The sequence below is a fragment of the Streptomyces sp. NPDC054786 genome, from assembly GCF_053611685.1.
Map to the genome: position 1 here is coordinate 74,425 of NZ_JBSHAW010000035.1, position 25,512 is coordinate 99,936.

Consider the following 25,512-nt stretch of genomic DNA (forward strand, 5'->3'; position numbering starts at 1 on the left):
CGCAGCCCATACCCGACACCCTCTGTCGGGTATTCCGGCATCCGGATAGGTCCCGGGTCGGCGCCCCCGCCGAGAACGGCCTCCACCCGCCTCCACCTGCGGCCTTACGACCACCGGTGTAGGCCGTAAGCCCGTTACGCGTGCCGCCCCGCCGACCTAGCCTCCCAGCATGGATACGACGAGCGGCACACTCGACGAAGCCCTACTGCGCCTGCACACCTCCGGCCCCGAGTTCAAGGGCTCTCTGAGCAACCACGGACCGATGGCCGTGGAAGCCATGGTCCGCAACGGCCAGGCCCGCACCGTCCACCGCTGGCTCGACACCTACGCGAGCAGACTGGAGGGCGTGCCGAGTGCCCGCACCCGTATCACCCACGCCAACTGGCGGGAGGCGCTGGGCGATTCGGGCCGGGTCACCGACTGGACGGCGTACTTCACCGACCAGCTCGCCGAGCGGCCCTGGCGGGAGCTCCTCGCCGAGTGGTGGCCGCGCCTGCTGCCCGGCATCGCCGGCGCCGCCACCCACCCGGTGATCCGCGTGGGGCATGCCGTGCACAGCCTGCTGACAGTGGGTGAAGACGCGGCGCGGACCGCGGAGTTCGCCCATGCCCTCGGCTACTGGGCCGCCCGTCATCTGCTCCTGCCCGCCGCCGTACACCCCACGGGCCGTGCCACCCCGGCCGAGGCGCTTGCCGCCCTTCCCCGTATCGCCGACCAACGCGTGGCGCCGGTGAAGGGATACGCCCAACTCCCGGGCACACCCGGCTGGTTGAGCACCACCGAGTCGTTGCATGTCCCCGATGACCCCGAGGCCGCACGCGCGGGCCTGACCGGGCTCGTACGCGCCGCCACGCTCAACTACGCGGACCACGGCCACGGGAACGGCATCATGCTGGTGCACGCCGCCACCGCGCCGAACGCGGTGCTGCGCACCCTGCCCGCGCTCCCCCGGGAACTGTGGGCGAGCTCGTTCGTGGTGGCCTGGGCGGCGGCCTCGGCGATCACCGCGATCTACGCCGCCGAGACCCCGCGCCCCGCGCCGGACGCCGCCTCGGCCGCCCCCGAAGAGGTCTTCGAGCGGGCGGTCGCCCACGGCAACGAACATGCGATCAAGTTCGCGGACACCGCGCTGGACGTGGCGGCGGCCTCCGAGAACGGCGACACCCGCGCACTGTCGGCGGCCCTGAACGCCCTCGCGCTGATCGCCGAGGACGACTAGGGGCGGGCCGACGACTGGGGGACGGCGGCGGACGACCAACGAGGCGACGGAGGACCAACGAGGCGACGGGCGACCGGCCCGAGCTCGCCGCCCGCGCCGCATCCGTACCCCGCCCCCCAGCCGAACCCCCAGCCGAACCCTCAGCCGAACTGCACCGACCGCTTCGCCAGCCCCATCCAGAAACCGTCGATCACACTGCGTCCGCTGTCCAGCTGCCCGTAGGCGTCCGCGGCTCCCAGGGTCACGAACAGCGGGGCGAAGTGCTCGGTGCGGGGATGGGCGAGCCGGCCGGCCGGCGCCTTGTGCGCGAAGTCGAAGAGGGCATCGAGATCCTGGGCCTCCAGGGCCTGGCGCCCCCAGTCGTCGAACTCCGCCGACCACGCCGGCGTACCGCCGTCGACGTGCCGCAGCGCCGCCAGATTGTGCGTGAAGAAGCCGCTGCCGATGATCAGTACGCCCTCCTCGCGCAGCGGCGCGAGCTTGCGGCCGATCTCGTGGAGCCGGCGCGGATCGAGGGTCGGCAGGGAGATCTGGAGTACGGGGACGCCGGCGTCCGGGAACATCTCCACGAGCGGCACGTACGCTCCGTGGTCGAGCCCCCGGTCGGGGAGGTCCGCCACGGGCATCCCCGCCGTACGCAGCGTCCCGCGTATCCGCTCGGCCAGCCGCGGCGCCCCCGGTGCCGGGTATCGCACCTGGTAGTAGTGCTCCGGAAAGCCCCAGAAGTCGTAGACCAGCGGCACCGTCGCGGTGGCGCCGAGCGCGAGCGGCGCCTCCTCCCAGTGCGCGGAGACGATCAGTACGGCCTCGGGACGCGGCAGCTCGGCGGACCAGGCGGCGAGCTGACCCGGCCACCACGGGTCGTCGGCGAGCGGCGGCGCACCATGGCTGAGAAAGAGAGCCGGCATCACGGACATCAGGACCCCACAGCGTCACACTTGGCAGTAGTCGGTGCGCGCGACGACTCGGCCGTCGGCGCCCAGATGCTTGAATGTTCAAGCGTCGAGTCCCAGCGTAACCCGGCCTTGTTAAAACTTAAATAACTCTCCGAGTGGTGAGAGAGTGGATGGTATGAGCATCGAACCCGTAACCGAGCCGCGCTGGCTCAGCGACGAGGAGCAATTCGCCTGGCAGTGCTACCTCCACGCCACCACGCTCCTGGAGGATCACCTCGATCGTCAGCTGCAGCGGGACGCAAGGATGCCGCACGTCTACTACGGCCTGCTCGTCCAGCTCTCCCGTGCACCGCGGCGCCGGATGCGGATGACCGAGCTGGCTCAGAACGCCAAGATCACCCGCTCTCGCCTCTCGCATGCGATCGCGCGCCTGGAGAGGAACGGCTGGGTACGGCGCGAGAACTGCCCGTCCGACAAGAGGGGCCAGAACGCCCATCTCACGGACGAGGGAATGCGGGTCCTGGAGAGGGCCGCCCCCGGGCACGTCGCCGCCGTACGCGCCGCGATATTCGACCGGCTCTCCCAGGAACAGGTCGGCCAACTGGCCGAGATCTGCCAGGTCATGACCGAAGGACTGCAGCCGCAAGGCGCCGACCTCCCCTGGCTCCGCTGACGGATCAGCGGAGCCGGACGAGGCCGACGCCCGTGTGAGTCGCGGCAGGACCCGTACGACGCCTACGCCGTGCGGGTCACCCACGAGCCGGGGTGGCGGAAGGCCGGTACCCGCCCGGCGTGGGAGTGCGTACGGCTCCCGCCCACCGGATCAGTGCGCCATCACCGGAACCTGCAGCTCGCTCTCGCCCTGGCCCGCACCGTCGGCCTCGCCGTCACCGGAGGAGGCCACCGGCGAACCGCCACCCGGCCGCCCGGTGTTGATGAAGGTGAAGGCGATCACGCCTGCCAGGGCCAGAATGCCGACCGCCCACCAGATGGCGGTGGTGTAGCCGTGCACCATCGACTGCAGCTTGAGCAGATCCAGCGAGCGCGCACCGGCCGCATGCGAGGTGGCGTACGCGGTGGTGGCACTGGCCGCGATGGTGTTCAGCAGGGCCGTACCGATCGCGCCGCCCACCTGCTGCGAGGTGTTGACCATCGCGGAGGCGACACCGGCGTCCCGCGGCTGGACCCCGTGCGTGGCCAGTGACATGGCCGGCATGAACGCCGTACCCATGCCGAGGCCCATCAGCAGGAAGCCGGGCAGGATCAGCGCCGGGTAGGACGTGTCCAGGTCGATCTGGGTCAGCACCAGCATGCCGAGCGCGGCGACCGTGAAACCGGGTGCCATCAGCAGCCGCGGCCGGACCCGGGTCATCAGCCGGGCGCCGATCTGCGTCGAGCCGGTGATCATGCCGACGATCATCGGCAGGAAGGCCAGACCGGTGGTGACCGGGGTGTAGCCCTTCACGATCTGCAGGTAGTAGGTCAGGAAGAGGAAGAGACCGAACATGCCGATCACGGCCAGGCCCAGCGAGGCATAGATACCGGCACGGTTCCGCTCCGCGACCACCCGCAGCGGCAGCAGCGGGGCCTTCACCTTGGACTCGACCAGCACGAACGCCAGCAGCAGGACGACCGCCGCGGCGAACAGGCCGAGGGTCGCGCCGGCCAGCCAGCCGTCGGACTCGGCCCGGGTGAACCCGTAGACCAGCGAGACCAGGCCGAGCGTGGCCAGGATGACGCCGGGGATGTCCAGCCGGGAGGTGTTGCGGCTCCCCTCGGGCTCGCGGATGACCAGGAAAGCGCCGGTCGCGGCCACCACGGCGAACGGGATGTTGACGAAGAAGGTCCAGCGCCAGTTCATGTACTCGGTCAGCACCCCGCCGAGGATCAGACCCACGGCGCCGCCACCACCGGCGATCGCACCGAAGATGCCGAACGCCTTGGCGCGCTCCTTGGCCTCGGTGAAGGTCACGGCCAGCAGCGACAGCGCGGCCGGCGCCAGCAGCGCGCCGAAGACACCCTGCAGCGCACGCGCGCCCAGCAGCATCCCCTGGTTGGCCGCGGCCCCGCCGAGCGCGGAGGCGACCGCGAATCCGGTCAGTCCGATGATGAAGGCCCGCTTGCGTCCCCACAGGTCGGCGACGCGCCCGCCGAAGAGCAGCAGACCGCCGAAGGCCAGCGCGTAGGCGGTGATCACCCACTGCCGGTTGGCGTCGGTGATACCGAGATCCTCCTGAGCGGAGGGCAGCGCGATGTTCACGATGGTCGCGTCGAGAACGACCATCAGCTGGGCGAGGGCAATGAATATCAGCGCTTTCCAGCGCCGGGGATCGACGTGCGTGGCTGTTTCAGACATGGCGGGATCCACCTAGTGGTGCGGTGAGCGAATAAGAGCGAAGAACGGGACGTGCGGAGCGAAATACGGGACGTGGGAGATGCGTAGGACGTGGGGGATGCGTAGGGCGTGTGGGATATGCGGGACGCGTCAGGCTGCTGCGGCGCGTGGCCCGGTCTACGAGCGGCGCCTCAGGTCGTCCAAGGTGGCGGCGGCGCCGGGAAGTTCGGAACGGGCGGGCGCCTGCAGACCGTCCAGGAACAGCTGCAGATGACGGTGCACGAACTGGTCGAAGTTCGTACAGCTGCTGCCCGGCAGCGGCCGGGTGAGCTGGGTGATCGCGACCATCAGATCACCGACGGCGATGTCGGTACGCAGCTGGCCACTGTCGCGCGCGGCACGCATCACGGCCTCGACGGCCGCCTCCAGGCGCTCGCGCGCCGCGAGCAGATCGGGGTGGTCTCGGTCGATGCCGTCGGAGAGCAACGGGCACAACGCCCCGATCCGCTCCTCCACCGCAGCATGGACGAAGCGCCTCAGCGCTTGGAAGGCATCGGACTCCTCGGCAAGGGCACTCTCCGCGCGGTCCGCGGTACGGGACATGACGGCGAGCGTGACGTAGTGGATCAACTCCGGGCGATCCGCAAAGTGACGGTAGAGCGTCGCATTGCCGACACCCGCGCGTCGAGCGATTTCATCGAGCGGGACCTCGGGCCCGAACTCGACCATCGTCTCGCGGGCGGCCGCAATGATCCGCTCCCGGTTGCGCAGCGCATCCGCCCGCAGTCGGGGCTGCTGCCCCTTCTCCCCGGACTTCGCGCATGCGGCGACGGCGGTCACGGCAGCTCACTCCCCTCAACTCTCGACACGTCCCGAAGGCCTGGATTCCCGGACGGACCAAACCCCGCCCGCCCGGTCGGGTGAGCCGGCGAGCGGCCGGGTCGAGCGACGGGCGAGGGGCCGGGCGACCGACCGGGGACCGCACGAACCGGGGAGACGCTCCCCGTTTCATCCGGACGCCTGGTTAAACGGGGAGACCCTCCCCGGATATTTCACGCCCTCTTGTGACCTGAACCACACTCAACCCCCCTGTGCCCGGCGCACCGTCCCCGACGCGACCGGCAAGGGAGCGCACCCCGACCCATCCGGCCCCGCCATGACTCCAGTTGACGTAACTCCGCGCGCGAGCGATCACCCGTCGACACAAGGTGATCGATATGAAGCACAAGGTATCCGCGGCTCTGGCCGCAGGCGCGGCCACCGCGGCCGCGGCCATAGCGCTGGGCGCACCGCCCAGCGCCGTCGCCATACCTACCGGGCCCGGCACCTCGCCGAGCGGCCCGTGCGCACTGCGCGGCATCAACGACGACGTCGCCGAATCCACGGACACCCCGCCCGGCTACGCCCGCTCGTCCGGCGTCGTCAGGGCACTCACCCTCTTCATCGACTTCCCGGACGCCCGCGCCACGATGTCCCCCCAGGACCGCTTCGCCGAATTCTTCCCGGGCGCGACGGACTACTTCCGCACCAGCTCGTACGGCAGGCTGACCTACCACCCCATGCCGCTGTTCCGGTGGATCCGCATGTCACGGCCGCTCGCGGCGTACGGCATCGAGCGGGGTGCCAGCTTCGACCCGGCCTCGGACGGCGGCTATCACGCCCTGTCCCGGGAGCTCGTCCGCGCCGTCGACCCGCTCGTCGACTTCCGTGACTACGACGTCATCAACGTCATCGCCACACCCAACGCGGGCCCGCCCGCGTCCCGCACCGTCCTGTCGGTCACCTTCAGCGGCGGCGACATGGGACTGAAGACCAACGACGGGGTGCCGTTCCGGAACGCGTCCTTCATCTGGAGCCGGCAAGCCGGGGCGAGCGCCTTCCGCGTCCTCAACCACGAGAACGCCCACAGTTTCGGCCTGCCCGACCTCTACTTCACCGACGACCGCGACGCCCCGCCCGCGGCAGGACACTGGGACCCGATGGACGAGGACTGGGGACCGAGCAACGACTTCGTCGGCTGGCACAAGTGGAAGCTCGGCTGGCTGTCCGCCGATCAGGTGCACTGCGCCCCACACCGCGGGACGCCCGGCGAACACACCCTCACCCCGGTCTCCACCCCCGGCGGCACGAAGATCGTCGTCATTCCGACCTCGCACCGCACCGCCCTGGTCGTCGAGGCCCGCACCCGCGGCCCGCTCGACCCCGCGGTCTGCCGACCCGGGATCCTCATCTACCGGGTCGCCACCGACGTTCCCTCAGGTCGCGGCCCGCTCCGCGTCGTGGACGCCACCCCGCACAGCGGCGGCTGCTACCAGGACAACAAATACGTCGACCCGGAACTGACCGACGCCACCTTCCTCCCCGGCGACACCTACACGGACCACCACAGCGGCGCGTCCGTCACCGTCCTGACGGAGAATCCGGACGGCACCTATCGCGTACGGGTGACCCCGGCACGCGCCTGAGACGGACGAGCGGACCGCAGCAGCAGCGCCCCCTACTCTCCCCCGCCGTCGCCCCCCCGCCCCTCCTCCCGCCAGTGCCGCCGCCCGATGCTGATCAGCCGCAGCTGTCTGCGCGCCCTCTGCACCACCTGCCCGGCCGCCCCCTCGGCACCGTCCGCCTCGGCGTCGAGCAGTGCCGCGGCCGTCGTCACCAGCCGGTCCACGTACAGCTCCGCGAGCATCCGCACATCGTCGTCGCGCCAGCCTTCCGACACCGGCTGGGACTTGAGCGCCGCCGCGACCTCCTCCGCGAACCGGCCCAGCTCATCCGCGATGGCCTGCCGCACGGCCCGTACGCCGCCGTGCCGCTCGCGCGCCACGAACCTGATGTGCAGCGGATATTGGCGCACATGCCGCTCCACGACCGCGACCGTACGGTCGATCCGCTCCTCGGCCCCATCCTGCTCGGCGAGAATCGCCCGCACCATCACATGCAGGCTCCCCAGCGCCTCCTCGACCAGAGCGACGCCCAGCTCACCCATGTCCCGGAAGTGCCGGTAGAACGCGGTCGGGGCGATCCCCACCATCCGCGTCACCTCCCGCAGACCCAGGCTGCTCAGGCTCTGCTCCTCCAGCAGACCGAGCGCCGCGTCGAGCAACGCCTGACGGGTCTTCTGTTTCTGGGCCTGCCGGACTCCAAGACTGTGACTCATGTCATCCAGTAAACAGCCGTTCTCCGAACTACTCCACCCGTGGGCAGTCGTAGACTGAAGGAACTGAGTGAACAACTGTCCTCTGGAACCGGAAAGGAAGATCATGCTCTTCCTCGTCGCAGCCCTCCTCCTGATGGGGATCATGCTGGGCACCGCGGCACACCTCCCCATCCCCGTCACCCTCGTCGCGGCCGCCGTCATCGCCGGCTGGCTGCTCGTCTTCTTCCTCCGCGAACGCCGCCACCACGCCGAGGTGACCTCCCGATGACCACGCTCAGCGAAGCCGCGCGGACGACCTCCCCCGCGCCGACCGCCGCAGCCCAGGCCCCGCGCCGGCCCGCCTCCCGCCTCCGCTCACACGCGGACGGCATGGCCGTGGCCTCGTTCATCCTCGGCCTGCTCGGCACCCTGGTCCTCAACATCGTCCTCGGCCCCTGCGCCCTGATCCTCGGCGGCCTGTCCCTGGCCCGCGGCACCACCCGCCGCGGCCGCGCCGCCCTGGGCCTCGCCCTCGGCGCCATCGACCTACTCCTCCTGGCCCTCCTCACCACAACGGACGGCACAGTCAGCTGGCACATCGGCGGCTGACACCCCGCCCCCGGACCGCGCCTACGAACGCCGGCCCGACAGCCAGGACAACGCTGACGGCGGTGGTCGCATATCTCTTATGCGACCACCGCCGTCGGCGTCTGCATCGGCATCGGCATCGGCATCGGCATCGGCATCGACATCAGGTTCCGCAGCGGGATCGGGGTCGGGGGGCGGGGTCGGGGTCGGGGTCGGCTGCACCCGGTTCGGCGGTCGGCATCGCCGTCGCAGTTGGCATCGACATCGGCATCGGCATCGGTGTAAGCCAACCGGCCCACCCGCCCGGCAGACACCCCATCACCGGCACCCACAGGAACGGCACACACCACACATTCGCGACACAAGCCCTTCCACAACGGCCCCCACCCCACCACCAGGCCACGCCCACCCGCCCCCATCCCCAACAGAAGCGAACTACAGCGAACGCATCGGCTACCCTGTCAGGGGCTCAGGCCCTTGCCTCCGTAGCTCAGGGGATAGAGCACCGCTCTCCTAAAGCGGGTGTCGCAGGTTCGAATCCTGCCGGGGGCACCAGGCAAAGGGCACCTACCAATCTTGGTAGGTGCCCTTTGGCATCCAGGTCTGACATCAACGGCGACCGTCACTCACGGCCAGGGTGCCTCGTGAGCAGTTGGTCCATGTGGCCGAGGGCCTCGCGCAGGGTGTCCTGGGCGGCATGCGTGTGCACGTCCATGGTGATGCTGATTCGACCGTGCACGAGGACCTCCATCACGATGCGGAGAGCCGATCCGGCAGCGGTGCGGAGTGTGGCGCGCTCATGCCCGGCGTCGTGCAGCCGGATTTCTCGGAAACCGGCGGACTCGGCCGCTTGGCCGAGTCGGCGTCGGTCCAGCGCAGGCCTGCGCGCCCACCTCACCGCAGCCCACATGGCGATAACCCCCATGTCGCCAAGAGGCCGAACTCCCTTACTGTGTACGCGTTTCCACGTCCTGCACCGTCCTGCACCACTCCCCGGCGCGGTCCATTCGGAGCTTGTCGGTTGATGATGCGTTCAGCCAGGAGGCAGCGGGTAGGGAAGACCCGCGCTCGTCGCGCGTAGGAGGTGCGATGACGACCATTCTGATCTCGGTGCTTGCAGTTCTTGTGTCCCTGGGCTCCTTATCGGTCGCGTATGCAGCGAGCCGTCGCTCCCATATGCCCGTCCTGCAGTTCATGTGGGAGAGCGGGCAGGGCGGCGCTGGTGAACCCAAGTGGTGGCTCGTGAACGTAGGGACGGGGCCCGCGACCAACATCGTTGTTGCTCAGACCGTGCGGACCGGCCTCAAACGGGGTCTCAACGGCGAAGTTTGGTTTAACCCCGTGTTGGTTCCGTCCATTCCAGCCGGCGGGAGACTGGCGCTTTCCTGGCTCGGAGGAACCATGGGGTTGGACTGCGGACTGGGAGCCAGTTACACGGACGTTCAGCGGTACTTCTACACCACCAAGTGCGGGGATGACGTCTCAATGTTCTTCGTGGGATTGCACCTTCCGCGTTGGCCGCTCCTGAAGCTGCACGGGAACAAGGCCGTCAAAACGTGGTGGGGCGTGGAAGACCTCTCCGGACCTCAGTGGTCCTCGGTCACTGCCGGCCATGTCAAGCAACGCTGGTGGCTGCCTTCGCGCTTCGGGCTTTCCCGCCGCCTTGGTGGATGGGCTGATCCCGTGCTCTCATATCAACCTCGGTGAGAAATCAATTCCAAGGCCGTCGGCCCCGATTGGTTACGAACCATTGCACGCCATCGCTGCTTCTGTACGGTCAAGATCATTGGTGGTGCTTGCGGCGTACTTGTGCTGGGCATGCCCTCCTCCAAGCCTTGCCGTACGCGGCTGAGAATCACTTCTGAGGGGTGGGGAGTGAATTGTGGCTGATGGCACAGTCCCCGGTAAGCCGAGCCGCAGGTCACGTGCCGTATCGCCCAGCCTCTCCTGAAGCAGGTGTCGCAGTTCGAATCCTGCCGGGGGCGCCAGGGGGCAGTGCGTCAGATGGCTTGAGAAGCCCCTCGTCCGCTTGTGGCTGACGGCCTTATGCCGGGTGTTCTGGGCGGCGTGCGGACGGGCGCTTCTCGTGGTGCCGGGAGACTCGCCGAGGCTGCATCGTTGTCGGTTCGTGGGCGATCGCATACGTTGCCCAGCGGTGCTGTTCCTCGCTGGGCGGCGGACCGATGTCGGCCGTATTGCATAGTGCACGATGCAGTGTGTCGCTGGATGCCAATCCGATTGCCCATGGCGGAAAGTGCAATACACCGGGGTCCCTTCTGATGCGGTGACGATGAGTCGTGACGGAGTGAGATGAGTCGGTCTGGCCTTTTCCGTCGGTGCGGTCGGCGTCCGCGAAGAGGATCTCCTGGGTTGGTCAGCATTCTGGTCGGGCCTGCACTGCTGGTCACGGCATGCAGCACACTCAGTGCGAACTCCACTCCCTCGGCAAGCTCCCACCCGAAGGCCACGAAGACTTTCGCGCGGCTGATCGATGTCGGTGGCGGGCGCAAGATGTATCTGGAATGCCGTGGCAGCGGGTCTCCCACGGTGGTTCTCGTGCCGGGGCTCGTTGCCGCCGCCGATACCTGGAGTTATGTGACCGGGTCCGCCGGCACCATGAAGCCCAGCAGATCTGCCGTATATCCCGGGGTCGGGAGATTCACCAGGGTCTGTTCCTACGATCGCCCCGGAACGGCGCGGGAGTACGGCAAGCCCACCACCTCGACTTCGGTGCCGCAGCCCACCACGCCACGTGGTGACGTCTCCGACCTGCACACACTGTTGAGAGCAGCGAAGGTACCCGGTCCCTACGTGCTCGTCGGATGGTCGGCGGCCGGCCCGGTCGCCAGGATCTACGCCGGCGAGTACCCGCACGACGTGGCCGGTCTTGTCCTCGTCGATGCGGAGTCGGAATTCCTGCAGTCTGAACTCACGCCTGGGCAGTTCAAAACCTTCCTTGCGCTGATCCGCAACGACGACAAGCGGCGCCTCAACCAGTGGAAAGACGTCGAAAGGCAAGATCCTGCGACCACCTTTTCCCAGGTCCGCGCTGCGCCTCGGCCGCCGAAGGTCCCTGTGGTCGTGCTGAGCGGCGACACCTTCGACGCCGACGCATTTCGGGCACGTCTGCCGGCCCATGCCCCGGCGGACTATCCCCAGGTTTTCTGGCGGGCACAGCTGGCCTCTCAAAAGAGCCTTGCGCGGCAGTTTCCCGGCGCGACGCACATCACGAAGACCCACAGCGATCACAACATCCACAACAATCAGCCAGAGCTCGTCACCAAGGCGATTCGCGAGGTTGTCGAGAAGGCCCGCCGCCGGGAAAGCGGAGGCACGCCGTCATCTTCGTGACGGCCCGCGGCTGCTTCCGGCGCGCCGATTCGGCTCGATCGGCGGCTATGGGTGTGTCGACGGCCGGATCCGTGCAGTTTCGCGGAGCCACGCACGTCGCCAGGGCGCGCTCGTCTGCGGGGCTCCTTCCGTTGTCCCTGAGGACGGCGGATGGCCGTTGTCCCTGAGGACGGCGGATGGCCGTTGTCCCTGAGGACGGCGGATGGGTGGTGTGGTGCCGCAGGCAGTCCGTTGGAGGGCGGCGGTGTGGCGGCGCAGGCATGTTCCCCTACGGCAGTGCCGCCCGGCGGGCCGGCTGCTGGGGGCGTGCCCATGACCAGCCCGAGGAGCCCTGTTCGCGCCACGGGCGGGACCAGCCCCAGGTGGCTCCCGTGGAGGTGAACGTGGAGGGGAAGGGAGCGCAATGCCGCCGGCGAAGGCGGCGCTCGTGGTCTTCTCGTGCGGCTTTCGTGCGGTTCAGGAGGATGTCGTGCGGGCGGGCCGTGCGGGCGGGCCGTGCGGGGCGGTGGGAGTTATCCACAGGGTCGACGAGGACCCCCTCGGAACTCGTAGGCTTCTGGAATGGCTCTGGCGGACGTGGAAGTGGTCGTGGACATGGATGTGGAAGGCGCTTCGGACGCAAGCGAGGCGGTGCAGATGCTGCGCCGGGTGTTCGGGTACGAGTCGTTCCGCGGGAGTCAGCAGGAGATCATTGAGCACGTCATAGGGGGCGGGGACGCGGTTGTCCTGATGCCGACCGGTGGCGGCAAGTCACTGTGCTACCAGATTCCCTCGCTGGTCAGAGGCGGTGTGGGGGTTGTCATCTCGCCGCTGATCGCGTTGATGCAGGACCAGGTCGATGCCCTGCGGGCGCTCGGGGTGCGGGCCGGGTTCCTCAATTCGACGCAGGACCTGGAGGAGCGGCGGCTCGTCGAGGCCGAGTTCCTGGCCGGGGAGCTGGACCTGCTGTATCTGGCACCCGAGCGGCTGCGGGTCGAGCAGACGCTGAGCCTGCTGGACCGGGGGAAGATCTCGCTCTTCGCGATCGACGAGGCGCACTGTGTCGCGCAGTGGGGCCATGACTTCCGGCCGGACTATCTGGCGCTGTCCATGCTGCACGAACGCTGGCCCGAGGTGCCGCGGATCGCGCTGACCGCCACCGCGACCGAGGCCACTCATACCGAGATCACCTCTCGGCTGCGGATGGCGGACGCCCGGCATTTCGTGGCGAGCTTCGACCGGCCGAACATCCAGTACCGGATCGCGTCGAAGAGCGAGCCGAAGAAGCAACTGCTGGAGCTGCTGCGGAACGAGCATGCGGGCGACGCGGGGATCATCTACTGCCTGTCGCGGGCCTCGGTCGAGAAGACCGCACAGTTCCTGGTCGAGAACGGCATTGCGGCGGTGCCGTATCACGCGGGGCTCGACCCGCGGACGCGTGCCGAGCACCAGTCCCGGTTCCTGCGCGAGGACGGGCTGATCGTGGTGGCCACGATCGCGTTCGGCATGGGCATCGACAAGCCGGATGTGCGGTTCGTGGCGCATCTGGATCTGCCGAAGTCGGTGGAGGGCTACTACCAGGAGACGGGGCGCGCAGGGCGGGACGGGCAGCCGTCGACGGCCTGGCTGGCGTACGGGCTGCAGGATGTGGTGCAGCAGCGGAAGATGATCGACGGGTCGGAGGGGGACGAGGCGCACCGGCGGCGGCTGTCGGCCCATCTCGACGCGATGCTGGCACTGTGCGAGACGGTGCAGTGCCGACGGGTCCGGCTGCTGGCCTACTTCGGTCAGGAGAGCAGCGCATGCGGCAACTGCGATACATGCCTGGTCCCGCCGGAGACCTGGGACGGCACGGTGGCCGCGCAGAAGCTGCTGTCCACCGTCGTACGGCTGAAGCGTGAGCGCGGGCAGAAGTTCGGCGCGGGCCAGATCATCGACATTCTGACGGGGAAGAAAACCGCCAAGGTCATTCAGTTCGATCACGACGGGCTGAGCGTCTTCGGGGTGGGGAACGACATCCGGGAAGCCGAATGGCGCGGTGTCGTGCGGCAGTTGCTGGCTCAGGGGCTGCTCGCCGTCGAAGGTGATTACGGCACGCTGGTGCTCACGGAGACGAGCAGCGAGGTGCTGGGCGGCCGGCGCGAGGTGCCGATGCGGCGGGAGCCGGAGAAGGCGGCGCGGGCGGCCAAGGCGAAGGCGAAGGGCAAGCGTGCGGCGCCGGTGGATCTGCCGGAGGAGGCCCTGCCGGTCTTCGAGGCACTGCGCGGCTGGCGGGGGCGTACGGCTAAGGAGCAGGGCGTGCCCGCGTACGTGATCTTCCACGATGCCACGCTGCGGGAGATCGCCACCCTCCGGCCGACGACCACGGACGAGCTCGGCACGATCAGCGGGGTCGGCGAGAACAAGCTCGCGAAGTACGGATCGTCGATCTTGGATGTACTGGCGGGGCGGGAGACCGCGGACGGAGAGGGCGGCGAGGCGTCAACGGCGGCCGGGTCAACAGCGACGGCCGGGGCAACAGCGACGGCCGGGACCGCCAAGGCTGCCGGGGCGGCCGGGCCGAGCGGGGCGACCGGGGAGCGCCCTGCGGCGTCGGCGCCGCAGCCGGAACCTGACGAGGAGGAGGCGTTTCCGGAGCCGCCGGATGACATTGACTGGTGAACTGGTGAAGGCGCCCGCGGGGCCGGCCGGTAGTAGCTCGGCGGACCGGTGCACGCACCCGCGGCAGGTCTGTCGGCGGTGCTCGGTGCGAGGGGAGCCGGGTGGAGCGAGGCGGGACGGCCGGGTGACCGGGTGACCGGGTGGAGCGAGGCGGCCCGGTAGCCGGACGGCCCGGTAGCCGGACGGCCCAGTGGCCGGGTGGCCCGGCAGCCGGATGGCCCAGTGGCCGGACGGCCCGGTAGCCGGGTAGCCGGACGGCCGGGTAGCCAGATGTCGGGACGGCCGGGCGACCAGGTGGTCGGACGCCCGGCCGACCAGGCGACCGGAAGGCCAGGTAGCCGGACAACCGACACCTGGACGCCCGGCCCACCGCGCCGGTGGAGAGCGGATCAGGGAGTACAGGAAGTAACGGGGGCGTCATGAGGCAGTCGAAGGATCGTGCGGGCGCCGCCGTCGGGGGCGTTGGTGAAGCGCAGGTCTATGCCCAGGACGGCGGACTGGCCCACGGCGATGGTCAGGCCCAGGCCGTGGCCCTTCCCACGGCCGGGGGCGTCGGTGCGGAAGCGCCTCGGGCCGTGATGCAGCAGGTCGTCGGGGTAACCGGGGCCGTGGTCACGTACCTCGATGGTCGGTGGGCCGCCGGCCGGGGCGTCGACGGTGACGATGACCGGGGGCCGGCCGTGCCGGTGTGCGTTGATGACGAGGTTGGCGACGATGCGGTCGAGGCGGCGCCGGTCGGTCTCGACCAGCGTGTCGGCGACGATCCGCACGGCGGTGTCGAGGCCGGTGGCGCGTACGGAGCCTTCGACCAGCGTTCCGAGGTCGTAGGCGGCGAGGTCGGCGCGCTCGGTGCCGGAGTCCAGCCGGGAGATCTCCAGCAGGTCTTCGGTGAGGCGGCGCAGTGCCCGCAGCCGGTCGTTGATCATCTCCTTGGGGCGGCCCTCCGGGAGCAGCTCGGCGGAGGCGAGGATGCCGGTGAGCGGCGTACGGAGCTCATGTGCGACATCGGCGGTGAAGCGCTGTTCCGCCTGGAGACGGCTCTGCAGGGACCCCGCCACCGAGTCCAGCGCCGCGGCCACCGCCGCCACCTCGTCCTGCCCCGCCGAGCCGCCGCCCGGCCCCTGATCTGCGCCGTTGCCGACCCGGGCGTCCAGGTCGCCGGCGGTGATCCGGCGTGCGACCGCCGCCGTGGTGCCCAGCCGACGGCTGATGCGTTGAGCCAGGAACAGTCCGGCGAGGGCGACGACCGCGGCGGCGAGCACGGCCGAGCCGAGGATGGCGGTGTCGAGATTCTCCAGGGAGCGGCGGGTGTTGCCGTAGGGCGACCAGACGGCCATCACCTGGCCGTCGGCCGGCGCCGCCGCCCACATGACGGGGCGGCCCCGATACGCCCCCACCATGGTGCCGCGTTGGCCGGATCGCGCCAACCGGCGTAGCTCGGCGGGCAGTTCGGGCGGGTCGAGAAGGGAGTTGAGGCCCTCGCGTGAGGTGCCGTACTCGAAGAGGTCCAGGGCGGTGTCGAGGTTTGCGCGGGTCTCCTTGCGGACCTGGCCGACGGTCTGACGGGCCACCGCATTGTGGACGAGGACGCCGAGGACGGCGGCGACCGCGCAGCTCACCGCCAGCACGGTCAGCGCGATCTTCCAACGGAGGGAGACCGCCGGGCGTTTCATGGGCTGCCGCCGCCGGCCTGCGGGGTCTGGGGCGTGCGGGCGTCGTCGAGGGTCAGGTTCCACAGACTCATCGAATCGCCGTCCCAGAGGTAGTCGATGACGCTGACGTAGCGCGGATCCTTGGTGGGCTCGCGAATGGCGAGATGCCCGGCCGCCAGCTCGACGCCGGCCAGCACACCGCGCAGTACGAGGATCCGGGTCACCACCTTGCCCCGGACGCTGTACACCCGCAGTTCGCTGTTGCGGGGGTCGAGGTTGACGGCCATGATCAGGTCCGGCTTGCCGTCGCCCGTGAGGTCGTGCAGCTCGGGACGGCGTACCGACTTCGGGGCGGGCGGTGTCCGGCCCTGCGCGGCGATGTCCGCGTCGAGGACGGCGAGCGGGTTCGCCTCCGTCATGGTGCCGCTGGGGATCCGCGGGACATGCGGGACGGGCACCAGGGCCACCGGATTGTCGTCGCGGCTGGGCGGGGCGGGCGAATAGTTCGGCCACAGCACCAGCGGCGCATCCACATCCGGGGCGCGCCCCTCGCTCTGCAAACCCTCCACGCCCGCACATCCGGTCGTAAGGAGGACGAGTGAGGTGAGGGTGGCGCGAACGGAGAGGGGGGTCAACGCCGTGCGGGGTCTCAGCCGTCGCATTCCGTCGTCACTGCCTCTGCGCCTTGTCACCTTGCGTGAGCACCCTTCGGAATCGCCTTATATAAGGACGTAACCTGACACAAAGCTATTCAAGGCGGTGCCGGGCGGAATCTTTGGATCGGCCATTCTGGCGGCTTTTGGGGCCTTTACCTCCACCGAGCGGGCGGTTCTTCACACGACCGCTCCCAGAGATCTCGGCGACTGTTACACAACGTACGGATTACCGTTAAGGACGCTCCGTAGCGTGCTCCTTAGTCACCACGCCCCTACGGCGGCCCCAGCCGCCCACGACGAGGAGTACCCATGCGGGCCCAGCACCGCTCCGTGATCCGCACCGCCACCGTCGCGACCGGTGCGCTGGCCGTCCTGCTGCTTCCCGCAGGCGCGGCCTTCGCCGCCGACTCCACCGCGCCCACGGAGAGCCGGAAGTCGATCATGATGCCCGACAACGGGCTGGCCGGACTGGCCGAGAAGGCCGGGCATCTGCCCAAGGCCGGGGTGATAGGCGGTGCGGGCGCGCTGGGCATGGCGGGCGCGGTGGTCGCCATACACCGTCGGCGCCACGGCAGCCGGGGTAGCCAGGCCTGAACCCCGGCGCCGGCTCTGCGGGCCCCCGGCGCCCACCGGATCCCGAGGGCCGACGCCCCCGGCCACCGCCCCGCTACTCCTCCCCCACCAACCGCTGCACCTCCCCGTAGTTCAGCACCTCGCCGCCCGCCCCGGCCGCATCCGTCGGCCGCCGGCCCGTACGGATGGCGTCCGCCGCCGTGAGGGTGGCCTGCAGAGCCGTACGGAAGAGCAGCGAGCCGGTGCTGATGCGGCGTACACCGAGATCCGCCAGACGGCTGACGGTGTGCCGTCCGGGAGCGAAGAGGATGTTCAGCGGTGCGGGGATCCCGGCGACCAGGGCCGACACATCGTCGTCGGCGATGACGCCGGGTACGAAGATGCCGTCCGCGCCCGCCGCCAGATAGGTCTCGGCGCGCGCGAGCGTCACCGACAGCGGCGGTGGGCTGTCCGCCAGCCAGTGGGTGTCGATCCGGGCGTTGAGGAAGAGGCCCGGCGCCCGTTCCTTCACCGCGCTGAGCAATTCGGCCTGACGCACCGGATCCTGCAGCCCCTCGCCGCCGGGCAGTCCGTCCTCCAGGTTCAGTCCGGCGGCCCCGGCCTCCGCCAACTCGGCTGCCAGATCCCCCACTTGGCCGGGATCACTGGCGAATCCCCCCTCCACGTCGACCGTGTACGGGCAGGCCAGCCGGCCGTTGAGCCGCAGCGCCAGGGCCAGCGTCGCGTCCCGGACCTCGGCGAGCCCGCGCCCGTCCGGATAGCCATGGGCCGCGGCGACGCCCAGACTCGTCGTGCCGACCGCCGCATATCCGGCCCCCGCGAGCGCGACGGCCGAGATGACATCCCAGGCGTTGGGCAGCAGCAGCGGCTGGTCGGCATGGTGCAGCGCATGGAAGTGGAAGGTGGCGTACTCCGGGGAGGTGCTCATATGGGCACCGTAGGCCGGAGTCCCTTCGGTAGGCGCCGAAGACTCGCGGCGGACAATGGAGTCATGACCACTCCGGCGTACAGCTCCGAGCTCGCACGGCTGGCCGCACTGCTCGCGGACCGCACCCGGGCTGCCATCTGTCTGGCCCTGCTCGACGGCCGGGCCTGGACGGCCGGCGAGCTGGCCGCGTATGCGCAGGTCGCCCCCTCGACGGCGAGCGAGCATCTGACCCGGCTCACCGACGGCGGGCTGCTGGTGGAGCGGCATCAGGGCCGCCACCGTTACGTCCAGCTCGCCGGTCCGCACGTCGCGGATCTGCTGGAATCCCTGACCGCACATCTCGAACCGCCGGCCGGGCGGCCCCGCGGGCTGCGTGCCGTGACCGCCTCCGCCGCGCTCGCCCGCGGCCGCACCTGTTATGACCACCTGGCCGGCCGGCTCGGCGTGACGATCACCGACGCCATGACCGGGCGGGGGCTGCTCGACCAGGACGGCGGGTTCGCGCTCACCGACGCCGGGCGGGACTGGCTCGCCGACGGCCTGGGGATCGAGCCGGCCACGCTGCGCACGGGGCGCCGGCCAACGGCCCGCGGCTGCCTGGACTGGACCGAGCGCCGGTCCCATCTCGCGGGCACGGCAGGCGCCCGGCTCTGTGACCGCCTGCTGGACCGCCGCTGGATCCGCCGGATCGGCAGCGGCAGGGCCGTACGCCTCACCCCGGAAGGGGCGACGGCGCTGCACGACCTGCTGGGGATCGACGGGGCGGCGGCAGATCTGATGTGAGCGGGGCGGCGCCCGAACGGCCCGCGCCCGGGGGCGCGTCCGTCGCATCGCGCCTGCTGCCGCGCCGCCCCGGGCCCCGAAATCCCCGTGCTCCGCACTCCCCTCACCCGTACCGTACGAGCATGATCGAGACGCCGCGGCCGGACGGCACCGCGCCCGCCACCCTCACTCTCTGGCGCCCCACCGGCCCCGAGGAGCTCGCCCTGGTCGAGGCCTCCGGCCGGCGCGCCTGGCCGCCGCGCCTGCCCGACCAGCCGATCTTCTACCCCGTGCTCAATGAGGACTACGCGATACGGATCGCCCGCGACTGGAACGTGCCGGCCTCCGGGGTCGGCCATGTCACCCGCTTCGAGATCGAGGCGGAATTCGCCGAGCGCTATCCGGTGCGGCAGGCGGGCGGCGAGACGATCCTCGAACTATGGGTTCCCGCGGAGGAGTTGGAGGAGTTCAACCGGCATATCGTCGGGCGTATCGAGCTCGTACACAGCTTCCGTCCGCCGCAGGGGTCATGACGGCACCCCAGTACTCCGGCCCGCCGCCCCCTCCTGCTGACCACTGGGACCCCGCGCCGCTGCACGACGACCCGTCCGCGCCGGGCGTCGGTGCCTTCGCCGCCCGGCTGCGCGCGCTCGCTCCGCTGCCCGGTGCGGCGGCGGTCGCCTTGACGGCCGCCCATCAGCCCCCTCAGCTCCCACGGGCATCGGCCACCTCAGCCTCCACGGGCATCGGCCACCGCAGCTCCCGGCCCCACCGGGAGCCGAACCGCCGCCCCGCGCCCACGCCCCGCGCCCACGCCCTGGGCGAGCCGGCTACCCGCCCCCGCCGCACGCCCCCGGCTTCCCGTACACCGTGATCCGGGCGCCGCGGACCTGCCTGCTGCGGCAGATCTCGAACGCGGCGTGCAGAGTGGCCCGTTTGGCGATTTCTTGGTCGTTGTCGTCGGCCGGCTGGCCGTCGGGGTCGCCGGCGACGATGATCCGGCGGGCGGCCAGCATCCGGTCGCGGATCTCATCGCCGGACCGCTCGGTGCCGTAGAGGGTGTGCGAGGCCAACGGGCTCTTGGCCAGGGCGAGATCGTGCAGCCCACGGAAGTCGTGCGGCAAGGTCGCCCGCCATATCCGCCGCCGGGACGGCATGAACAGCAGGCCGTCGCCGGGCTCGGCCACCTCGCGTACGGCGTGCGCAATCGCGGTGACGTCGTCGACCCGGCTGTCCGGGCTGCGCAGATGGACGTTGACGGGCAGCAGCGCCGCCAGTACCAGCACCACCGTCATCGTCCACCGCAGCCGCCGCCCACGGGTCTGGCCCAGCTCACCGGCCGGCCGCAGCAGCCGTGCCAGTGCGGCGCCCGCGAGCAGCGCGAACCCGACGACGTAGTAGAGGACATAGCGGTCCACGTAGGCCGGTTCGACATGGGAGAGGAGCAGCAGGAGGAGGGTGGGCAGGAGCAGCAGGGGGATGCCGAGAGCGCGCAGTCCGATCGGGCCGCGGGAGCGGACCCGGACGCGGGCGCAGGCGATGCCGAGGACCGCGAGCACGGCGAAGGTCAGCAGTTGGACGGGGTCCGGCCACATGAGCCAGCTGATCTGCGCGGACTGCCGGGTGCTGAACACCGCGAGCGGGGCCAGAGCGGCGAGAGTGGTGACCGCGGCGAGCAGCCAGGCGCGCAGTACCCGGCGGGGCAGGCGCGCCAGGATCATCGCGGCGCCGTGCGCGGGCAGTGCCAGCGACGCGAACTCGTGCAGCAGGCAGGCGACCAGCATCAGCGCCGTATAGCCGAGCCACAGCTTTCCGCGCGGGCGGGCGGCGGCCAGCACCAGCAGATAGCTGGCCCAGACGACCAGCGCACAGACCGTCGCGTACGAGCGTCCCTCCTGCGCGTACTGCTGCACGACCGGGATCAGCGCGAAGGTGCAGCCCGCGAGCAGCCCCGCCCGCCGCCCGACCAGGCGCTCCCCCAGCAGGGCGACTCCCGCCGCGGCGGCGGTCATCGCGGCCACGGACGGCAGCCGCAGGCCGACCACCTCGCCGAAGACGCCGCCGAGGGTGACGTCGTAGACGCGGAACCAGAGGTGCATCAGCGCGTAGTAGAGGCCATGGACGACATCGACGTGCTGCAGCGTGGGCCAGAGGTCAGCCAGGCTGCGGTGCCCCATGTCGTAAGTGACCGCCTCGTCCCGCCAGATGGCATCCTGCCGGCGGATCCCCCACGCCCCGAGGAACAGCATCAGTCCGGAGGGCATCAGCACCACCGCGCCCTGCGCCACCCGGGTACCGCGGGCGGCCGCGGCGGACGCGTACGTCTTCTCGGCTTGCGCTACGTCGATGACGGGCTCCGGTCACGCACGGGACGGACGGACAGACAGACGAACGATCACACACGGACGAACGGCGTACCAGATGGCCGACGAAAAGCCCCGGGACTGCGCACGTCCCGGGGCCGATGGCCGAGGGGCTCCGGGCCGGCCGCCCGGAGCCCCTCGGCTCGCTCATCCGATCCTGATCAGCTTCGCTCCGAAGCCCGGCTCGACGAGGTCCTGCTGCAGGGCCACCGGCACCTTCTGCGCGCTCTCGCCGTTTCCGACCGTCAGCACACCGACCTTGGTGCCGGCCTTGGCGGTGTGCGGGATGCCCTTGCCGCCGTCGCTCATGGAGAACGTCGCCTTCATACCGGACCAGCCGACCGCCGACAGGTCCTTGGTCGCCACGACCGGCGTCTCACCGCCGAGGCCGTCGTCCACATAGCCGACGACCTGGCCCTTCTTCACGACGGTGTCGGAGACCAGCGCATCGCGGGCCGCCGTGATCACCTTCTCGGTGTTGTCCAGGACCAGTTGGAGCTGGGCGTTGGAGTCCGGGCTGTTGGTGTGCTGGTCCATCGTCACGCCGAGCAGCAGCTGGTCCTTGCCGCCGACGGTGCGGTAGCCGGACCACATGAACGTGCCGCCGGCCGGCGTGCTCGACCCCGTCTTGATGCCGCTGACCTTGCCGGCCATCGTCGTGAGCAGCCTGTTGTTGTTGAAGAGCCGCTCCGGCAGGCCCTGGATCTGGGCGTTCTCGGTGCGCACGACCTCGCGGAACACCACGTTCTTGACGACCTGTTCGGCGAGCTTGAGCTGGTCGACGGCGGTGCTCACGGTCGACTTGTCCAGGCCGCTGGGGTCGGTGTACGTCGTCTTCGTCATCCCCAGCTTCTTGGCGGCGGCGTTCATCTTCTTCACGAACGCCGCCTCGGAACCGGAGTCCCAACGAGCCAGCTGCCGGGCGACGTTGTTGCCCGACGGGATCATCAGCATCTGCATCATCTGGTACTGCGTGAACTGCTGGTCCTTCTTGAGCGGAACGCGCGACTCGTCGCCCTTGTTCGAGTCCGCCTCGCCCTGCGCGTCGACCCTGATCAGCCCGCCCTTCTCGCCCTTCTTGAGCGGGTGGTCGCGCAGGATCACATACGCCGTCATCACCTTGGCGATGCTCGCCGTCGGTACGGGCTTGGCCTGGCCGGACGTGCCCAGGCTGCCGACGCCGACGACCTCGGCGGTGGCCTGGCCCTGGTCGGGCCACGGCATCGCGAGCTTGCCGCCCTTGAAGGTGAAGGCGGTCGACTCACCGACGGCGAGCTCGGGGGCGGGCAGCGGACGCACCGCCTGGGCGACCACGAAGATGATCGCCAGCAGCACCACCAGCGGGGTCCAGATCTTGAACCGGCGGACGACCGTGCGCAGCGGGGTCTCGGGCGGCGGCGGGGTGTTGGTGAGCTTCGCCAGGAGGTCGAGCGGCGGCAGGGGCTCCTGCTTGGTCCGCTCCGACTCGGGCAGCGCGCTGGGGGCAGCGGCAGCCGTGGCTCCCGTGGCGGCGGGCGGCATGGCGCCCGGCGGGCCGGCAGGCTTGGGCGGCGCGGTCGTCCCGGCGGGCTTGGCGGGCTCTGCGGGCTTGGCCGGCTCTGCGGGCTTGGCCGGCTCTGCGGGCTTGGCGGCCGGCAGCGCGGCGGGGGCCTGGCCCTCCGGCTTGTCCGCCGGCTTGTCGGCCGCCTTGTCCGCGGGCTTCTCCGTGGGCTTCTCCACGGCCTTGTCGGACGTACGGGCGGGCGTCCTGGGGGCCGTCTTGCCCAGCGACTTGCCCGCCGTGTCGTCATCCGCCGACTTCAGCGCCACGAACTGGCTGGTCCGCTCGGAGTCCCGCTCGGGAGCTCTCGTCGCCTTGGCGCCAGTCTTGGCGCCGTCCTTGGCGTCGGTCTTGGCGTCAGCCTCGTCCTTGGCGCCGGGCTTGGCCTTGCTCCCGGGCTTGGCCTTGCTCCCGGGCTTGTCCTCGGGCCTGCTCTCGGGCTTGGTCTCGGGCTTGGTCTCGGGCTTGGCCTCTGTCTTGCCGCCGCTCTCGGCCTTGTCCTTGGCCGCGTCCTTGCCCTTGGCGGGCGGGTTGATCTTGAATGCGGTGGTCGCCTGGTCGACGGCACCGGCCGTCGCACCCTTCCCCTTCAGCTTCGCGATAGCAAACACGCGGGTCGCGTCATCAACCGCCGACCCATCGGCGTCGGCATCGCCGTCGGCATCGCCCTCGCCGTCGGCATCGCTCTCGCCCGTGCCGTCGGCCTGAGCGCCGGCCTTCTCATCAGGCTTGCTCTTCTGCGGCCCGACGGTCTTGAAAACAGCGGTCGGCTGATCGACAACCTTGGGCTTGGACGCCGGCTCGGCCTCGGACCCGGCCTTGGACGCAGGCTCGGACCCGGCCTTGGACGCAGGCTCGGACCCGGCCTTCGGCTCGGGCTCGGCCTGGTCGGCCCCGGAGCCGCCGCGACCACCCTCGGCCTCGGTCTCCGGCGCGGCATCCTCCTTCGCCGCAGCCTTCTCCCCCGCCTCCACGTCAGCCTTCTCGTCGGCCTTCCCGTCGGCCTTGACGTCCGAGGCCTTGCCCGAGGACTTGGCACCCGAGGCCTGTACGTCAGAGGGCGCCGCGCCCTTCGCCTCCGGCTCCGCTTCCGGCTTTACTTCCGACTTTGCGACGGCACCGTCGGCGTCCGCATCTGCATCCGCGCCTACGTCCGCGCCCTCATCGAGATCGCCGGAAGCCAAGGAGACATCAGCGTCACCGTCGGCATCCTCGTCACCGGCGGCATCACCGTCACCAGCAGCGCTCTCACCACCGCTGTCAGCGGCCCCGGCCTCCTCGTCGCCCTCGTCGCCCTTCCCCGCGACCCAGGCGGCCACAGCGGCCCGCAGGCGGTCGTCGCCACCCGCGCCGCCACCGGCGCCCTCAGCGGCCTCCTGAGGCGCCTCCGACGCCGCAGACGCTTCGGCCCCCTCGGACACCTCGGACGCGTCCGCAGACTCCGGCTCGGCCGCAGACTCCGACTTCACTCCGGACCCCGGCTTCGCCGCAGATTCCGGCGCCGCCCCGGATTCCGACTTCGCCCCGGATTCCGACTTCGCCCCGGATTCCGACTTCGCCGCAGACTTCGGCGCCGCCGTCGCCTCCGGCTCTTCCTCAGGCTTCGAGTCCGCCCCGGCCCCCGATTCCTTCGCCGGCTCGGCCGGCTCCCCGCGGAAGGCCGACAGACGCGGATCACGTTTGCTCCGCGCCGTCTCCCCCGACGACTGCTTCTTGTCCGACTTGTCGGGGGACTCGCCCGCCACCGATGTCTCCTTCATACGTCGCAACGCTGCCTGGCCCAGTGTTCCCAAGTGTCCTGTGTCCGCATGGCACCATCTCGCCGCCACGCGTACCGGTAGGCGCCGCACCCCACAGAAAGATGTCGCCGACGTGCAAGACGAGAAAGACATACCTACCGGTTCCCTACCGAACCCCCCACGCACCCTCGACAGATGAATGTGAGAGGGGTCACCCTGTCATTCATCCACGCGGGGAGGCATGGATGGGCAGGAGCCGCAGAACAATTCCGGAGGAGCTTCTGTTGCTCGCTTTGGACCCGACGACGGGTACCACAGCGCAGCCGCAGTCGCTCGACCTCGGCCTGGCCGGGGCCCAGCTAGTAGAGCTGGCTCTGGCAGGACGGATAGCCCCAGATGGGGATCGTATCGCCGTGGTGATGGCACGGCCGACAGGAGATCCGACTCTGGACTCCGCGCTCGAACTGCTGCGCCGACGCGGCAGCCCGGTGCGCGCGGTCCACTGGATCGGCGGGCCCCGACTGGGGCTGCGCCAGACTTACCTCACGCACCTGGAACGGTGCGGCATGGTGCATGCCGTGGCGGGACAGATGTGCGGGGTGCTGCCGACGACGCGCTACCAGGCGACGGAGACAGCCATCAGCCGGGAAATCAGGGCCCGGCTGGACAACGCGATCCGCACCGGCGTACCCCCGGACCCGCGGACCGCGGCGCTCGCCGCGCTGGCCCATGCGGTCGGTCTCGGCAAGCATCTGTATCCAGGGAACGAAGGGCGTTCATCACGCTCCCGTCTCCGGGATCTGATCCGACACGACCCGATGGGCGGGCTGGTCGCACACGCCGTCATGGATGTGCAGAACGGCGCCGCGGTGCAGCCACGGCGGCCGCAGGCCGCTGCAGCGGGAGCCGTACGGCAACCGGCTGCCCGGGCCACGGCGGAACCGGCCGGCGCGCCGGGCCAGTCGCGGCACGGTCACGGCCGGATGGCCCGGGTAGGCGCCCGCTGACGCCGTAGGACGCCGGACGGCGTCTCCCGCACCACCGGTACAGCACCCGCACCACCGTCCCCACGATCCCGTTCGGGAGCCGCAGCAAGAAGCGCGGGGTGGCGGGCCGGCCGTTCTGGACGACGGC

General features: G+C 70.4%; 22 protein-coding genes and 1 tRNA gene. 14 read left to right on the forward strand and 9 right to left on the reverse strand.

Translation table 11 applies throughout. From position 1 onward, the window contains the following. Positions 1-169 precede the first annotated feature (169 nt). A complete protein-coding gene (locus tag ACWGI6_RS27360) occupies positions 170-1,219 on the forward strand; it encodes a questin oxidase family protein (RefSeq protein ID WP_453269970.1) in 1,050 nt (349 codons plus the stop codon). A gap of 140 nt (positions 1,220-1,359) precedes the next feature. Here the strand turns inward: ACWGI6_RS27360 and ACWGI6_RS27365 are convergent, their stop codons facing one another. Next, the gene (locus ACWGI6_RS27365) at positions 1,360-2,127 is read right to left on the reverse strand and encodes a DODA-type extradiol aromatic ring-opening family dioxygenase (protein ID WP_453269991.1); all 768 of its coding nucleotides are present in this window, start codon (positions 2,125-2,127) and stop codon (positions 1,360-1,362) included. 163 nt (positions 2,128-2,290) lie between these two features. Between ACWGI6_RS27365 and ACWGI6_RS27370 the strand changes: the two genes are divergently transcribed. Next, on the forward strand, positions 2,291-2,788 hold the full coding sequence (locus ACWGI6_RS27370; protein ID WP_453269971.1) for a MarR family winged helix-turn-helix transcriptional regulator: 498 nt from the start codon (positions 2,291-2,293) through the stop codon (positions 2,786-2,788). Positions 2,789-2,938: 150 nt separating this feature from the next. On the opposite strand, the gene ACWGI6_RS27375 is transcribed toward ACWGI6_RS27370, so the two are convergent. Next, on the reverse strand, positions 2,939-4,471 hold the full coding sequence (locus ACWGI6_RS27375; protein ID WP_453269972.1) for an MFS transporter: 1,533 nt from the start codon (positions 4,469-4,471) through the stop codon (positions 2,939-2,941). A 156-nt stretch (positions 4,472-4,627) separates the two neighbouring features. After that, a complete protein-coding gene (locus tag ACWGI6_RS27380; RefSeq protein ID WP_393907495.1) occupies positions 4,628-5,290 on the reverse strand; it encodes a TetR/AcrR family transcriptional regulator in 663 nt (220 codons plus the stop codon). 377 nt (positions 5,291-5,667) lie between these two features. Between ACWGI6_RS27380 and ACWGI6_RS27385 the strand changes: the two genes are divergently transcribed. After that, positions 5,668-6,915, forward strand: coding sequence for a M6 family metalloprotease domain-containing protein (locus tag ACWGI6_RS27385; RefSeq protein ID WP_453269973.1), 1,248 nt, complete (start codon positions 5,668-5,670; stop codon positions 6,913-6,915). A gap of 32 nt (positions 6,916-6,947) precedes the next feature. Here ACWGI6_RS27385 and ACWGI6_RS27390 read toward each other — a convergent pair whose 3' ends face one another. Continuing rightward, positions 6,948-7,607: a TetR family transcriptional regulator gene (locus ACWGI6_RS27390; protein WP_453269974.1), complete on the reverse strand. Its 660-nt coding sequence runs from the start codon at positions 7,605-7,607 to the stop codon at positions 6,948-6,950. 67 nt (positions 7,608-7,674) lie between these two features. On the opposite strand from ACWGI6_RS27390, the gene ACWGI6_RS27395 reads away from it, so the two are divergent. The 6 genes from ACWGI6_RS27395 (at position 7,675) to recQ (ending at position 14,165) form a co-directional block, all read left to right on the forward strand. After that, positions 7,675-7,875: a hypothetical protein gene (locus ACWGI6_RS27395; protein WP_453269993.1), complete on the forward strand. Its 201-nt coding sequence runs from the start codon at positions 7,675-7,677 to the stop codon at positions 7,873-7,875. Next, the gene (locus tag ACWGI6_RS27400; RefSeq protein ID WP_453269975.1) at positions 7,872-8,195 is read left to right on the forward strand and encodes a hypothetical protein; all 324 of its coding nucleotides are present in this window, start codon (positions 7,872-7,874) and stop codon (positions 8,193-8,195) included. The genes ACWGI6_RS27395 and ACWGI6_RS27400 overlap by 4 nt, the downstream gene beginning before the upstream one ends. A 458-nt stretch (positions 8,196-8,653) precedes the next feature. Then, positions 8,654-8,729, forward strand: a tRNA-Arg gene (locus ACWGI6_RS27405). Positions 8,730-9,263: 534 nt separating this feature from the next. Further along, positions 9,264-9,881, forward strand: a complete 618-nt coding sequence (locus tag ACWGI6_RS27410; protein WP_453269976.1) for a hypothetical protein — start codon at positions 9,264-9,266, stop codon at positions 9,879-9,881. 663 nt (positions 9,882-10,544) lie between these two features. Continuing rightward, positions 10,545-11,525, forward strand: a complete 981-nt coding sequence (locus ACWGI6_RS27415; RefSeq protein WP_453269977.1) for an alpha/beta fold hydrolase — start codon at positions 10,545-10,547, stop codon at positions 11,523-11,525. A 561-nt stretch (positions 11,526-12,086) separates the two neighbouring features. Further along, positions 12,087-14,165 carry a DNA helicase RecQ gene (gene recQ / locus ACWGI6_RS27420; RefSeq protein ID WP_453269978.1) on the forward strand — a complete coding sequence of 693 codons (2,079 nt, stop codon included), beginning with the start codon at positions 12,087-12,089 and terminating at the stop codon, positions 14,163-14,165. 389 nt (positions 14,166-14,554) lie between these two features. On the opposite strand, the gene ACWGI6_RS27425 is transcribed toward recQ, so the two are convergent. Continuing rightward, entirely contained in the window at positions 14,555-15,838 is a 1,284-nt protein-coding gene (locus ACWGI6_RS27425; RefSeq protein WP_453269979.1) for a sensor histidine kinase, read from the reverse strand. Next, a complete protein-coding gene (locus tag ACWGI6_RS27430) occupies positions 15,835-16,386 on the reverse strand; it encodes a hypothetical protein (protein ID WP_453269980.1) in 552 nt (183 codons plus the stop codon). The genes ACWGI6_RS27425 and ACWGI6_RS27430 overlap by 4 nt, the downstream gene beginning before the upstream one ends. 396 nt (positions 16,387-16,782) lie before the next feature. Here ACWGI6_RS27430 and ACWGI6_RS27435 point away from each other — a divergent pair, with 396 nt between their 5' ends. Then, positions 16,783-17,067: a hypothetical protein gene (locus tag ACWGI6_RS27435; protein ID WP_453269981.1), complete on the forward strand. Its 285-nt coding sequence runs from the start codon at positions 16,783-16,785 to the stop codon at positions 17,065-17,067. Positions 17,068-17,140: 73 nt separating this feature from the next. Here the strand turns inward: ACWGI6_RS27435 and ACWGI6_RS27440 are convergent, their stop codons facing one another. After that, positions 17,141-17,974, reverse strand: a complete 834-nt coding sequence (locus tag ACWGI6_RS27440) for an isocitrate lyase/PEP mutase family protein (protein WP_453269982.1) — start codon at positions 17,972-17,974, stop codon at positions 17,141-17,143. 63 nt (positions 17,975-18,037) lie between these two features. On the opposite strand from ACWGI6_RS27440, the gene ACWGI6_RS27445 reads away from it, so the two are divergent. From ACWGI6_RS27445 to ACWGI6_RS27455, 3 genes are all read left to right on the forward strand, one after another. Beyond that, positions 18,038-18,757 carry an ArsR/SmtB family transcription factor gene (locus ACWGI6_RS27445; protein ID WP_453269983.1) on the forward strand — a complete coding sequence of 240 codons (720 nt, stop codon included), beginning with the start codon at positions 18,038-18,040 and terminating at the stop codon, positions 18,755-18,757. 122 nt (positions 18,758-18,879) lie between these two features. Further along, the gene (locus ACWGI6_RS27450; protein WP_453269984.1) at positions 18,880-19,269 is read left to right on the forward strand and encodes an ADP-ribosylation/crystallin J1; all 390 of its coding nucleotides are present in this window, start codon (positions 18,880-18,882) and stop codon (positions 19,267-19,269) included. After that, complete coding sequence (locus ACWGI6_RS27455) at positions 19,266-19,610, forward strand: hypothetical protein (protein ID WP_453269985.1); 345 nt, start codon at positions 19,266-19,268, stop codon at positions 19,608-19,610. Before ACWGI6_RS27450 ends, ACWGI6_RS27455 begins: the two co-directional genes overlap by 4 nt. Here ACWGI6_RS27455 and ACWGI6_RS27460 read toward each other — a convergent pair. After that, on the reverse strand, positions 19,567-21,000 hold the full coding sequence (locus ACWGI6_RS27460) for a glycosyltransferase family 39 protein (protein WP_453269992.1): 1,434 nt from the start codon (positions 20,998-21,000) through the stop codon (positions 19,567-19,569). The two genes, ACWGI6_RS27455 and ACWGI6_RS27460, sit on opposite strands and share 44 nt — an antisense overlap. A gap of 246 nt (positions 21,001-21,246) precedes the next feature. Further along, positions 21,247-24,399, reverse strand: coding sequence for a D-alanyl-D-alanine carboxypeptidase (locus ACWGI6_RS27465; protein ID WP_453269986.1), 3,153 nt, complete (start codon positions 24,397-24,399; stop codon positions 21,247-21,249). Between the two features lie 224 nt (positions 24,400-24,623). Here ACWGI6_RS27465 and ACWGI6_RS27470 point away from each other — a divergent pair, with 224 nt between their 5' ends. After that, positions 24,624-25,385, forward strand: coding sequence for a GOLPH3/VPS74 family protein (locus ACWGI6_RS27470; RefSeq protein WP_453269987.1), 762 nt, complete (start codon positions 24,624-24,626; stop codon positions 25,383-25,385). Positions 25,386-25,512: the final 127 nt, after the last annotated feature.